At 72.4% G+C, this 13,370-nt stretch carries 10 protein-coding genes; 9 read left to right on the top strand and 1 reads right to left on the bottom strand.

The genetic code is table 11. The features are described from left to right. The coding region (locus tag ACFV04_RS40970; protein WP_380536171.1) for an amino acid adenylation domain-containing protein at nucleotides 1-4,080 on the top strand (4,080 nt) is incomplete at its 5' end. 381 nt (nucleotides 4,081-4,461) lie between these two features. Continuing rightward, complete coding sequence (locus ACFV04_RS40965; RefSeq protein WP_380345479.1) at nucleotides 4,462-6,123, top strand: APC family permease; 1,662 nt, start codon at nucleotides 4,462-4,464, stop codon at nucleotides 6,121-6,123. A 60-nt stretch (nucleotides 6,124-6,183) separates the two neighbouring features. Here ACFV04_RS40965 and ACFV04_RS40960 read toward each other — a convergent pair whose 3' ends face one another. Then, nucleotides 6,184-7,809 carry an FAD-dependent oxidoreductase gene (locus tag ACFV04_RS40960; RefSeq protein ID WP_380345477.1) on the bottom strand — a complete coding sequence of 542 codons (1,626 nt, stop codon included), beginning with the start codon at nucleotides 7,807-7,809 and terminating at the stop codon, nucleotides 6,184-6,186. A gap of 304 nt (nucleotides 7,810-8,113) precedes the next feature. Between ACFV04_RS40960 and ACFV04_RS40955 the strand changes: the two genes are divergently transcribed. From ACFV04_RS40955 to ACFV04_RS40925, 7 genes are read left to right on the top strand one after another with little or no spacing between them, the layout of a single operon-like run. Continuing rightward, complete coding sequence (locus ACFV04_RS40955) at nucleotides 8,114-9,289, top strand: SchA/CurD-like domain-containing protein (RefSeq protein ID WP_380345475.1); 1,176 nt, start codon at nucleotides 8,114-8,116, stop codon at nucleotides 9,287-9,289. A gap of 41 nt (nucleotides 9,290-9,330) precedes the next feature. Further along, nucleotides 9,331-9,756 carry a cupin domain-containing protein gene (locus ACFV04_RS40950; RefSeq protein WP_360258242.1) on the top strand — a complete coding sequence of 142 codons (426 nt, stop codon included), beginning with the start codon at nucleotides 9,331-9,333 and terminating at the stop codon, nucleotides 9,754-9,756. Then, complete coding sequence (locus ACFV04_RS40945) at nucleotides 9,753-11,009, top strand: beta-ketoacyl-[acyl-carrier-protein] synthase family protein (protein WP_380536168.1); 1,257 nt, start codon at nucleotides 9,753-9,755, stop codon at nucleotides 11,007-11,009. Before ACFV04_RS40950 ends, ACFV04_RS40945 begins: the two co-directional genes overlap by 4 nt. 5 nt (nucleotides 11,010-11,014) lie before the next feature. Continuing rightward, nucleotides 11,015-12,256, top strand: coding sequence for a beta-ketoacyl synthase N-terminal-like domain-containing protein (locus ACFV04_RS40940; RefSeq protein ID WP_380345473.1), 1,242 nt, complete (start codon nucleotides 11,015-11,017; stop codon nucleotides 12,254-12,256). Nucleotides 12,257-12,290: 34 nt separating this feature from the next. Further along, nucleotides 12,291-12,551: an acyl carrier protein gene (locus ACFV04_RS40935; RefSeq protein WP_360258235.1), complete on the top strand. Its 261-nt coding sequence runs from the start codon at nucleotides 12,291-12,293 to the stop codon at nucleotides 12,549-12,551. Between the two features lies 1 nt (nucleotide 12,552). After that, nucleotides 12,553-13,008, top strand: a complete 456-nt coding sequence (locus ACFV04_RS40930; RefSeq protein WP_360258233.1) for an SRPBCC family protein — start codon at nucleotides 12,553-12,555, stop codon at nucleotides 13,006-13,008. Continuing rightward, nucleotides 13,005-13,334, top strand: coding sequence for a TcmI family type II polyketide cyclase (locus ACFV04_RS40925; protein ID WP_360258231.1), 330 nt, complete (start codon nucleotides 13,005-13,007; stop codon nucleotides 13,332-13,334). The genes ACFV04_RS40930 and ACFV04_RS40925 overlap by 4 nt, the downstream gene beginning before the upstream one ends. The last annotated feature ends 36 nt before the right edge of the window (nucleotides 13,335-13,370 follow it).

The raw sequence follows: 13,370 nt of genomic DNA, 5'->3' as shown, positions 1-13,370 counted from the left end.
ACCGAACGACCCCGACCCCTCCCCCTCTCCTTCGCCCAACAACGCCTCTGGTTCCTCGGCGAACTGACCGGCCCCAGCGCCGCCTACAACATCCCCACCGCCCTCCGCCTCACCGGCACCCTCGACCACGACGCCCTCCAGGAAGCACTCCGCGACCTGATCACCCGCCACGAAGCACTGCGCACCCTCCTCCCGTCCGTCGACGGCCGACCCCACCAACGCATCCTTGCCCAGGACGAGTTCACCTTCCGGCTCACCGTCACCGAGACCACCGAGCCGGAGCTGGCCACGGCACTGGAGCGAATCACCGGCCACACCTTCGACCTCGCGACCGAACTCCCCCTCAAGGCCGAGCTGTTCACCCTCGCACCGCAGGACCACGTCCTCGCGCTGACGGTCCACCACACGGCGGGGGACGGCTGGTCCTTCGGCCCGCTCGCCCGGGACCTCACCGCCGCCTACACCGCACGCCTCACCGGACGGGCACCCGACTGGTCACCCCTGCCGGTGCAGTACGCCGACTACACCCTCTGGCAACGCGACCTCCTCGGCGACCACCACCACCCCGACAGCCTCCTCACCCACCAACTCGCCTACTGGCGAACGGCGCTGGACGGCTCCCCCGCCGAACTCGCCCTGCCCTACGACCACCCCCGCCCCGCCATCGCCACCCAGCACGGCGCGCTCGTCGACCTCACCGTCCCCGCCGACCTCCACGCCGCCCTCACCCACACCGCCCGCGCCAACGGTGCCACCCTCTTCATGGTCCTCCAGACCGCCCTCGCCACCCTCCTCTCCCACCTCGGCGCCGGACACGACATCCCGATCGGCACACCCATCGCCGGACGCACCGACGACAACCTCGACAACCTCGTCGGCCTCTTCGTCAACACCCTCGTCCTCCGCACCGACCTCACCGGCAACCCCACCTTCACCCAGGCACTCGCCCGCGTCCGCGACACCGGCCTCACCGCCTACACCCACCAGGACATCCCCTTCGAACGCCTCGTCGAAGAACTCGCCCCCACCCGCTCCATGGCCCGACACCCCCTCTTCCAGGTCATGCTCGCCCTCCAGAACAACGCCACCGCCACCCTCGACCTCCCCGGCCTCACCACCACCTCCCTGCCCACCGGCGCCCCCGCCGCCAAGTTCGACCTCCAACTCGACATCAGCGAACACCACGACCCCACCGGAAACCCCGCCGGTCTCGCCACCCGCATCACCTACGCCACCGACCTCTTCGACCAGAAGTCGATCGAACTCCTCGGCGAACGCTGGATCCGGGTGCTGACCGCCCTCACCACCGACCCCGAGGCCCCGATCAGCACCGTCGACGTCCTCGACACCGAGGAACGCCACCGGATCCTCACCACCTGGAACGACACCGCCCAGCCGACGACCCCGGCCACCCTGCCGCAGCTGTTCCAGACCCAGGCGGCCCGCCACCCACAGGCCGAAGCCGTGGTCTTCGGCGCACAGCGCCTCAGCTACGGCGAGTTGAACGCCCGAGCCAACCGGCTGGCCCGCCTGCTGGTCGACCTCGGCGTCGGACCGGAGTCGCTGGTCGCGGTCTGTCTGGAACGCTCCGCCGACCTGGTGGTCGCCCTGCTCGCCGTCCTCAAGGCCGGCGGCGCCTACCTGCCCATCGACCCCGACTACCCCGCCGACCGCATCGCCTACGTGGTCGGCGAGGCGGCTCCCGCCGTGGTGCTGGCGTCCACGGCGACGGCCGGGGCCGTACCGGGCAGCGGCGTGCCGGTGGTCCTGCTGGACGAGCCGGCGACCGGGCAGCGGCTGGCCGCTCTGGCGGACGGCGACCTGTCGGACGCCGACCGCCGGGCACCGCTGCTGCCCTCCCACCCGGCGTACGTGATCTACACCTCGGGCTCCACCGGCCGCCCCAAGGGCGTGGTGGTCCCGCAGCAGAACGTGGCCTTCCTGGTGGCCGGCACCGCCCGCTGGTTCGACTTCGGCCCGGACGACGTCTGGACCTGGTTCCACTCCTACGCCTTCGACTTCTCCGTCTGGGAGCTGTGGGGCGCGCTGTTGCACGGCGGCCGGCTGGTCGTCGTCCCGTTCGAGACCTCCCGCTCGCCGCAGGACTTCCTGGACCTCCTGATCCGCGAGCAGGTCACCGTCCTCAACCAAACCCCTTCCGCCTTCTACCAGTTGACCCAGGTCACGGCGGAGGACACCGAGGGCGCAGCCCGGACGGCCACCATCGAGGGCGACGCCGAGCCGCACCGGCCCCCGCTGCGTACCCTGGTGCTCGGCGGCGAGGCCCTGGACGTGAGCCGCCTGGACGGCTGGTTCCGCCGGCTGGGCGAGCGGGCGCCCGCCACGGTCAACATGTACGGTCCCACCGAGGCCACCGTCTGGGTCACCGGCAAGCCCGTCAACTCCCGTGGCAGTGCGGCGAGCCCGTCGACGACCCGGGCCTCCGGGGCGTCCGGCGAGGCCGCCTCGTCGATCGGCCGCCCGCTGGGGAACTCCCGGGTCTACGTGCTCGACGCCGCACTGCGCCCGGTGCCGCCGGGCGTGGCCGGCGAGCTGTACCTGGCGGGCGCCAACCTGGCCCGCGGCTACCTCGGCCGCCCCGGCCTGACCGCCGAACGCTTCGTGGCCTGCCCTTACGGCGAACCCGGCCGCCGCATGTACCGCACCGGCGACATCGTCCGCTGGACCGCCGACGGTGAGCTGGAGTTCGTCGGCCGGGCCGACGACCAGGTCAAGATCCGCGGCTTCCGCATCGAACTCGGGGAGATCGAGACCACGGTCGCCTCCCACCCCCGGGTCTCCCAGGCGGCCGTCCTGGTCCGCGAGGACATCCCGGGCGACCGGCGCCTGGTCGCCTACGCGGTCCCGGCGGACGACGGCACCGATCTGCCCGTTCAGCTCCGGCAGTTCCTCGCCGACCGGCTGCCGGACTACATGGTGCCCTCCGCGGTGCTGCTCCTGGACGCCCTGCCCCTCACCGTCAACGGCAAGCTCGACCGCCGCGCCCTGCCGGCACCGGCGTACGGCGTGACGACGGCCGGCCGCGCCCCGAGCACGGTGCAGGAGGAGATCCTCTGCGGCATCTTCGCCGAGGTGCTGGAGCTGCCGAGGGTGGGGGTGGACGACGGTTTCTTCGAGCTCGGCGGGCACTCGCTGACGGCCGCACGCCTGGTCAGCCGGATCCGCGCGGTCCTCGGTGTCGAGGTGGGGATCCAGACGCTGTTCACCGCGCCGACCGTGGCCGGGCTGGCCGAGCGGCTCGGCCTGCCGGACACCCGCGAGGCCCTGGGCGTGCTGCTGCCGCTGCGCACGACCGGCAGCCGGGAGCCGTTCTTCTGCGTCCACCCGGTCGGCGGCCCGAGCTGGTGCTACTCGCCGCTGGCCAGGTACCTCCCGGCGGACTACCCGCTCTACGGCCTCCAGGCCGCCGGACTGGACGGGCCGGACGGCCGGGACGGCTCGGACGGCCACGGCACGACCGGCCACGGCTCGGACGGCCCGGACCTCCACACCGAACTGCCGGGATCCATAACGGAGATGGCCGCGCAGTACGTCGAACGGATGCGCAGCGTCCAGCCCGCCGGCCCCTACCACCTGCTGGGCTGGTCCTTCGGCGGTGTGGTCGCCCAGGAGATCGCCGCCCAACTGCGTGATCAGGGTGAGCAGGTGGCCGCCCTGGTGCTGCTGGACGCCCACCTGCCGACCCGCCCGGCCGGGGCCCCCGAGGACGCCGGGCGGGCGGAGCCGGAGGGCTTCGAGGAGCTCATCGACCAGAGCACGCTGTCGATCGAGCTGACGGCCGAGGAACTCGCCACCGCCTCCCGGGTGATCGCGAACAACTTCCGTCTGCTGCGGGCGCACCGCCCGCGCCGCTTCGACGGTGACGCGCTGCTGGTCTCGGCCCGGGACGACCGCGGGCGCGAGGTCCCGCACCGGGACGTCTGGACGCCGCACATCACCGGCGAACTCACCGATCACCCGTTGGACTGCCGCCACGAGGACATGGCCCAGCCCGATGCCCTGCGCCGGGTCTGGGAGCTCACCGCGGCCTGGCTGGCCGACCGGGAGGCGACCGGCTGACCCACCCCGCACGCACACCGCAGCCGCGGTGACCGGACCGGCCCAGCCGGCCCGCTCACCGCGGCTGTGTCATGCCGTCGGCGTACCCCGGGCGACCCCGGGTGCATCATTATGCAGTGATTGCCATTTTCATGAATCACCGGGGATGTCAATATTGCACACCCCCGGCGCGAAGCTCAATCACTGCTCAAATCCTGGGCTTACCCACAGGTAACGTAACAGACGACTGAACAGAATGCCTCCTACCAGGGCGGATATCCGGCAAAGAAAGTAAACATTCAGTAATGAAATCTGTGCAGAGGTCTATGAATAGCCCTACTGTGTGGCAACTCTCCGCGCTCCGAGCGCATCCCGGAGCCCCCACACACAGAGAGATCGCCAATGGCTTCCCTCAACCAGATCTCGCCGCCCGGCCAGAGCACCGGTTCCGACTCCGGAACCACCCACCGGTCGCTCAAGCGCCAGATCGGTCTCATCGGCCTCATGTGGGCCTCCGTCGGATCGATCATCGGGTCCGGCTGGCTCTACGGAGCGAAGAACGGCGTGGTCGCCGCCGGCCCTGCGGCCGTCATCTCCTGGGGCATCGGCGCGGTCGCCATCGTGCTCCTCGCGCTGGTGCACGCCGAACTCGGCGGCCTGTTCCCCGTCGCCGGCGGTACCGCGCGCTACCCGCACTACGCCTTCGGCGGCCTCGCCGGCATGAGCTTCGGCTGGTTCTCCTGGCTGCAGGCGGCCACCGTCGCGCCGATCGAGGTCGAGGCGATGATCGGCTACGGAAAGGACCTGCCAGGGGCCTCCGGACTGCTGAACGCCGACAACACCCTCACCACCACCGGGTTCATCGTCGCCACCCTGCTGATGGCCGTGTTCGTCGCGGTGAACTTCCTCGGTGTGAAGGCCCTGGCCCGGACCAACACGGTCACCACCTGGCTGAAGATCTTCGTCCCGCTGTTCACGATCTTCGTCCTGGCGATCACGAGCTTCCACAGCTCCAACTTCACCTCGCACGGCTTCGCGCCGTTCGGCGCCAAGGGCGTGCTGGCCGCGATCAGCTCCAGCGGCATCATCTTCGCGCTGCTCGGCTTCGAGCAGGCGATCCAGATCGCCGGTGAGAGCCGCAACCCCAAGCGCGACATCCCCCGCGCCGTGCTCGGCTCGGTCGCCATCGGCACCCTGATCTACACCCTGCTGCAGGTGGTCTTCATCGGCGCCCTGCCGGTCAGCGCCTTCGCCAACGGCTGGGACAAGCTCGACTTCCCCGGCATCGACGGCCCCTTCGCCGGTCTGGCGACCCTGGTCGGCCTCGGCTGGCTGGCCTGGATCCTGAAGGTCGACGCGATCATCTCCCCCGGTGGCACCGGCCTGATCTACACCACCTCCACCTCGCGCATCTCCTACGGCCTGAGCAAGAACGGGTACGCCCCGCAGAAGTTCGAGCAGCTGGACAAGAACGGCGTGCCGTGGTTCGGCCTGATCCTGTCCTTCGTCACCGGTGTGATCTGCTTCCTGCCCTTCCCGAGCTGGCAGGAACTGGTCGGCTTCATCACCTCCGCCAGCGTGCTGATGTACGCCGGCGCCCCGCTGGCCTTCGGCGCGCTGCGCCGCCGTCTGCCCAACCGTGAGCGCTCCTACCGGCTGCCGCTGGGCGGCGTGATCTCGCCCGCCGCGTTCGTGGTCGCGAGCCTGATCATCTACTGGTCCGGCTGGCACATCCTGTCCCGCCTGGGCCTCGCGATCGTCCTCGGCTACGTGCTGCTCGGCAGCTACGCGGCGTACGCGATCAAGAAGGGCCTGCCGAACGCGCCGCGCCTGAACTGGAAGGCCGCCCAGTGGCTGCCGGTCTACCTGCTGGGCCTGGGCCTGATCTCCTGGCAGGGCGGCTTCGGTGACGGCACCGGCCGGATCCCGCTCTGGTACGACATGGGCATCGTCGCGGTGTTCGCCCTCGGCATCTACTACTGGGCGATCCGGGTCGCCCTGCCGGCCGAGGAGATCGAGCGCGAGGTCGCCGACGTCGAGGTGGTCGACGCGGGCGGTCACTGATCCCCGCACCTGACCCGAAGGGCCCGCCGGTCATCCGACCGGCGGGCCCTTCCGCGTGCCTCAGAGGCCCAGCACCGTCCGCAGCACCGTGCCCAGCTCGGCCTCCGGGTCCAGCGCCGGACCGGGCGAGCGCCACGCGACGAACCCGTCCGGGCGGACCAGGACGGCGCCCTGCGGGCCGATGCCGTGCAGGGCGGCGAAGTCCGCGCCCGGCTCCGGGGCCAGGTCGTCCTCGGCACCGTCGCCGATCCGGTAGGCGTCCAGCGGGACGGCCAGCCGGTCCGCCGCCCGTCGGGCGCCCGCCTGCCAGGCCGCGCCGTCGGGGCCGGTGAGCAGCACCATCGCCTGGTCGTACAGGTCCAGGGTGGAGAGCTTCACGCCCGCCCGCAGCAGCCACTGGTGCGGGGCCCGGCTGCCGGGCTCGCCCGCCGACTCGAACTGCTCGGGAACGACGGCGCCCTCCCGGTCCGTGCCGATCACCGCGCCGACCGGGTAGCGGTAGCCGAGCGCCACCGCGAGCACCCCGGCCTGCCGCCCGACGCCCGGCACCACCGCGTAGCCGGGGTGGCTGTGCTCGGCGGAGCGGGCCGAGGCGCGCTCACTGGTCACCCGGGCGACCGGCCGCCGCTCCTGCCCGTACGTCTCCAGCAGGCTCGGCCCGGCCCAGCCGCACAGCACGGCGGCGAGCTTCCAGGCCAGGTTGTGGGCGTCCTGGATGCCGGTGTTGGAGCCGAAGGCGCCGGTCGGGGACATCTCGTGGGCGGAGTCCCCGGCGAGGAAGACGCGCCCGGCGCCGTACCGGTCGGCCACCCGCTCGGCGGCGTGCCAGGGCGCCCGGCCGGTCACCTCGACGTCCAGCTCGGGCAGGCCGACGGCGGTGCGGATGTGCCGCTCGCACCGCTCGTCCGTGAAGGCCTCCAGCGGCTCGCCGTGCTCGGGGTGCCACGGAGCGTGGAAGACCCACTCCTCCTGGTTGTCGACCGGCAGCAGCGCGCCGTCCGCCTCCGGGTTGGTCAGGTAGCAGGCGATGAAGTGCCGGTCACCGACCACCTCCGCCAGCCGCTTGGCCCGGAAGGTGATGCTGACGTTGTGGAACAGCTCGCCCTTGCCGCTCTGGCCGATGCCCAGCCGCTCGCGGACCGGGCTGCGCGGGCCGTCCGCCGCGATCAGGAACTCGGAGCGCACCACCCGCTGCTCGCCGCTCTCCCGGCTGCGCAGCACCGAGGTCACGCCGTCGGCGTCCTGCTCGAAGGACACCAGCTCGGTGCTGAACCGCACGTCCCCGCCCAGGTCGCGGGCCGCCCGCAGCAGCACCGGCTCCAGGTCGTTCTGGCTGCACAGGCACCAGGAGCTGGGGCTGAACCGGGCCAGCCGGCCGCCCGGGTCGATCTCGCGGAACAGCCACTCCTGCTCGGTGCCGGTCAGCGAGGGCGCCTGCAGGATGCCGTGGTTGGGGGCGAGGACCGAGGCGGCCTCACGGATCGCCGGCTCGACCCCGGCCACCCGGTACAGCTCCATCGTGCGGACGTTGTTGCCCCGGCCCCGCGGGTGACGCGAGGTGTCGGCGTGCTTCTCGACCAGCAGGTGTCTGACCCCGAGGCGGCCGAGGAAGAGTGAGGCCGACAGCCCGACCAGCGAGCCGCCCACGATCAGGACCGGCACCCGGTCGTCGATCTTCGGATTCATCAGTTGCTCCACCCTGTCAGGGGATTCCGCGGCCCGGCGTCTGGGTCGGCGCCGCCCTCGACGGGCCCGCTCAGCCGGGGGCCCCGCTCTTCCATCCCCCACCCGGGACCGGCTCTGCCGCCCCTTCGCTCGGATGGCCCGCAAATCTCGCGCCGCGCCCGGTGCGCCGCCCACGATCGACCTCAGGCCTGGCGCCGACCGCCCGGGCCCGACCCGCCGTCGCACCGCCTTCCCAGGCCGGGGAGCGCCCGCCGGGCACGACAGACACGGCCCGCAGCGTGCGGCCCAGAGCAGAAAGTGGATCATGACAACTCTGTCCGAACCCCAGCCGAGGCAGCACTCCGACTCCGACACCCGGTTGCGGGTCGTGCTGATGCTGGAGATCCAGGACGGCGCCCAGCAGCGCTTCCTCGACGTCTACGAGCAACTGCGCCACCAGGTGGCCTCGGTCCCCGGCCACGTCAGTGACCAGCTGTGCCAGTCGATCAACGACCCGCGCCAGTGGCTGATCACCAGCGAGTGGGAGGACCAGGAGACCTTCCTGCAGTGGGTGGACAGCCCGGCCCACCGCGAGATGGTCAAGCCGATGCACGGCTGCGTCAGCGACAACTTCCGCTCGCTGCGCTACGCCGTCCTGCGCGAGACCTCGGCGGCCGGCTCCACCGGCACCCGGGCCCCGATGGAGGTGCCGCCCGGGCTGCCGCCCACCTCGCCCGCCGGCCACGTCGGCCCGCCGAAGGCCGAGCCGGGCCCGGACGGCGTGGTCCGCCACGCCCTGACCTTCACCGTCAAGCCCGGCAGCGAGCCCGAGGTGGCCCGGATCCTCTCCGGCTACGCCTCCCCCCGGGCCGAGGTCGACGAACACACCCGGCTGCAGCGCACCTCGCTGTTCATGCACGGCAACCGGGTCGTGCGGGCCGTCGAGGTGGTCGGCAACCTGGGCGACGCGCTGCGCCACGTGGCGATGCAGCCCGAGGTGCGGGCCGTCGAGGAGGCGATCAACCCGCACCTGGAGGAGGCCCGCCAGCTGGGCGACCCGCAGGCGGCCCGCGCCTTCTTCGCCAGGGCGGCGCTGCCCGCCGAACACCAGGCGATCGCCGGCTCCCCCGCCTCCGGCCGGCTGCACCGGCACGCGGTGCTCTACCCCGTCCGTCCCGGCAACGGGCGGGCGGTGGCCGAGTTGCTGGCCGAGCACGACAACCTGGCCACCGCCGACCCGACCGGTCCCGTCGCGGCGGGCACCGTGTTCCGGCGCGACGACGTGGTGGTGCGCCTGGTCGACCTGCGGGTGCCGGCCGAGGCCGACCCCGCGGCGGCCCTCGGCGTGGCGGACGACCGGGAAGCGGGCGAACTGGCCCGGCTGCTCGACCTCGGACCGCAGGGCGACCTGCGCACCGTCGCCGGCCTCAGCGCCTTCCTCGCCGCCCGCGCCATGAACCCGGTCACCGACCGCAGCTCCAGCGACCCCCGAGCCAACTGACGCTTCGTCAGAACCCGTCGACTTCCCGGAGGAAGAGCACCATGACCACGCAGTACCCACGGATCGTCAACGTCGACGAGGCTCCGGAGAACCGCCGCCACGGCGCCGAACTACGCACCATGCTCACCCCGACCAGCTGCGGCGCGACCAGCGGCTTCATGGGCCTGGCGATCGTGCGGCCCGGCGAACGGATCGGCGAGCACTACCACCCGTACTCCGAGGAGTTCGTGTTCGTCGTCTCCGGCGAGCTGGAGGTGGACCTCGACGGGAAGGCCCACCCGCTCAAGCCCGACCAGGGCCTGATGATCCCGATCAACATGCGTCACCGCTTCCGCAACGTCGGCGACACCGAGGCCCGGATGGTCTTCCACCTCGGCCCGCTCGCCCCGCGCCCCGACCTGGGCCACGTGACCACCGAGGAGTCCGCGGCCTCCGGCCCGCCGGAACACGCCAAGGTGGCCTCGTGACCCGGCGCGTCGCCGTCACGGGGATCGGTGTGGTCGCGCCCGGCGGGGTCGGGGTCCCGGCGTTCTGGAACCTCCTCACGGCCGGCCGCACCGCGACCCGGGGCATCACGCTCTTCGACCCCACCGGGTTCCGCTCCCGGATCGCCGCCGAGGTCGACTTCGACCCCGCGGCCCACGGGCTGAGCCCGGAGGACGTCCAACGGGCTGACCGCTACGTCCAGTTCGCGATGGTCGCGGCCGACGAGGCGATCGCCGACGCCGGCCTGGACCTCGCCGCCGAGGACCCGTGGCGGATCGCCGTCTCGCTCGGCACCGCCGTCGGCGGCACCACCCGGCTGGAGCACGACTACGCCCTGGTCAGCGCCTCCGGCGCGCGCTGGGACGTGGACCACCGGCAGGCGCAGCCGCAGCTGCACCGGGCCTTCGCCCCCAGCACGCTGGCCTCCGCGGTGGCCGAGCGGACCGGCGCGCACGGCCCGGTCCAGACCGTCTCCACCGGCTGCACGTCCGGTCTGGACGCGATCGGCTACGGATTCCAGGCGGTCGAGGAGGGCCGCGCCGACATCTGCGTCGCCGGCGCCTCCGACTCCCCGATCTCGCCGATCACCGTGGCCTGCTTCGACGCCATCAAGGCCACCAGCGAGCGCAACGACGACCCGCAGCACGCCTCCCGGCCGTTCGACGCCGACCGCGACGGGTTCGTGCTGGGCGAGGGCGGCGCCGTCCTGGTGCTGGAGGAGCTGGAGCACGCCCGCCGCCGCGGCGCCCGGATCTACGGCGAGGTCGGCGGTTTCGCCACCTTCGGCAACGCCTACCACATGACCGGCCTCACCAAGGAGGGGCTGGAGATGTCCCGGGCGATCGACCACGCGCTCGCCCACGCCCGGGTGAACCGCGCCGACGTCGACTACGTCAACGCGCACGGCTCGGGCACCAAGCAGAACGACCGGCACGAGACCGCCGCGGTCAAGCGCTCTCTGGGCGGGCACGCCTTCGAGACCCCGATGAGCTCGATCAAGTCGATGGTCGGGCACTCGCTCGGCGCGATCGGCGCGATCGAGGTCGTCGCCTGCACCCTGGCGCTCGCCCACGGCGTCGTGCCGCCGACCGCCAACTACGAGACTCCGGACCCGGAGTGCGACCTCGACTACGTGCCGCGCACCGCGCGCGAGCTGCCGCTGAGCCACATCCTCTCGGTCGGCAGCGGATTCGGCGGATTCCAGTCCGCCGTCGTGCTCAACAGAACGGGGTGAGTTCCATGACGTCACGTCAGCAGGGCCGCCGAGCGGTGGTCACCGGCCTCGGCGTGGTGGCGCCGAACGGCGTCGGGGCCGACGCCTTCTGGAAGGCCACCAGGCAGGGCGTGAGCGTCCTCGACCGGATATCCCGCGAGGGCTGCACCGAGCTGCCACTCAGGATCGCGGGTCAGGTGCGGGACTTCGAGCCGCAGTCGGCGATCGACAACCGCTACCTGGTACAGACCGACCGCTTCACGCACTACGCGATGGCCGCCGCCGACCTGGCGGTGGCGGACGCCGGCTTCCGGCCCGACCCCGAACAGCCCTTCGCGGTCGGCGTGGTGACCGCGGCCGGCTCCGGCGGCGGCGAGTTCGGCCAGCGCGAGCTCCAGCAACTCTGGGGCCAGGGGCCGAGGTTCGTCGGACCGTACCAGTCCATCGCCTGGTTCTACGCGGCCAGCACCGGCCAGATCTCGATCCGCGGCGGCTACAAGGGCCCCTGCGGCGTGGTCGCCAGCGACGAGGCCGGCGGCCTGGACGCCCTCGCGCACGCCGCCCGCACCGTCGAGCGCGGCACCGACGCGGTGGTGGTCGGCGCCGCCGAGGCCCCACTGGCCCCGTACTCGATGGTCTGCCAGCTCGGCTATCCCGAGCTCAGCCTGGCCGAGCGGGCCGAGGAGGCCTACCTGCCGTTCACCGCGAAGGCCTGCGGCTTCGCCCCCGCCGAGGGCGGCGCGATGCTGATGCTGGAGGACGAGCAGGCCGCCCGGCGACGCGGAGCCGCCGTCCGGGCGCACCTGACCGGGCACGGCGCCACCTTCACCGGGGCCTCCCGCTGGGAGGAGTCCCGGGAGGGGCTGGCCGCCGCGATCCGGATCGCGCTGGACGAGGCGCGGATCGCGCCCGAGGAGATCGACGTGGTCTTCGCGGACGCGCTGGGTGTGCCGGCCGCCGACCGGGCGGAGGCGCTGGCACTGGCCGACGCGCTCGGCCCGGCCGCCGAACGCGTCCCGGTCACCGCGCCCAAGACCGGTACCGGGCGGGCCTACTGCGGCGCCCCGCTGCTGGACGTGGCCGCCGCCGTGCTGGCCATGGAGGACGGCGTCCTGCCGCCCACACCCAACGTCACCGAGGTCTGCCACGACCTCGCCCTGGTGACCGACCGCGCCCGCCCCGCCGAACTGCGCACCGCCCTGGTGCTCAGCCGCGGACTGATGGGCTCCAACTCCGCGCTGGTCCTCCGGCGCGGGGAGCGGTCCTGAAGCACTCCGTCACACCTCCGAAGGGAAGCACCCCGTGAGCAACACCCTCAGCTATCCGGAACTCGCCACCCTGCTGCAGGCCCGGGCCGGCGTCACCGTCGACCCGGTCGACCTGGAGCAGCCGGGCGCGCAGTTCGACACGTTCGGCGTCGACTCGCTCGGACTGCTCGGCGTCGTCGGCGAGTTGGAGAACCGGCACGGCCTCAAGGTCACCTCGGGCGCCGAGTCCGCGAAGACCCCGGCCGAGTTCATGGAGCTGGTCAACTCCTCCCTCTCCGCGAAGGCCGGTGCCTGAGATGCCCGGACACACGGACAACGAGATCGTCATCGCCGCGCCGCTCGACCTGGTCTGGGAGATCACCAACGACCTGGAGAACTGGCCGGACCTCTTCAGCGAGTACGCCTCCGTGGACGTCCTGGAGCGTGACGGCGACCGCGTGCAGTTCCGGCTCACCATGCACCCGGACGAGAACGGCCAGGTGTGGAGCTGGGTCTCCGAGCGCACCACCGACAAGACCTCGCTCGCGGTGCGCGCCCGGCGGGTCGAGCCCGGCCCGTTCGAGTTCATGGACATCCGCTGGGAGTACGCGGAGGTCCCGGCCGGCACGAGGATGCGCTGGATCCAGGACTTCGCGATGAAGCCCACCGCGCCGGTCGACGACGACGGCATGGTCAACCACATCAACAAGAACTCGCGGATCCAGATGCAGCTGATCCGCGAGAAGGTCGAGAAGCGGGCGGCGGAGCTGTGAACGGCACCCACCGCGCCCTGATCGTCGCCCGGATGAAGCCCGAGGCGGCACCGGACATCGCCGAGGTGTTCGCCGAGTCCGACCAGGGCGAGCTCCCGCACCTGATCGGCGTGACCGGCCGCAGCCTCTTCCAGTTCGGCGACGTCTACCTGCACCTGATCGAGGCCGACCGCCCGCCGGGCCCGGCCGTCGCCAAGGTCATCGGGCACCCCGAGTTCCGGACCGTGAGCGACCGCCTGACCGCCTTCGTCCAGGCCTACGACCCGGCCACCTGGCGTGAGCCGAAGGACGCGATGGCGCGGGAGTTCTACCGCTGGGAGCGCTGAACCGAGCCGCGCCGCCCCGACGGGCCCGCCCCCGGC

The organism is Kitasatospora sp. NPDC059599, from assembly GCF_042735125.1.
In the GTDB taxonomy this organism is placed as follows: Bacteria; Actinomycetota; Actinomycetes; order Streptomycetales; family Streptomycetaceae; genus Kitasatospora.
This window is presented reverse-complemented; position numbering and strand designations above follow the sequence as displayed.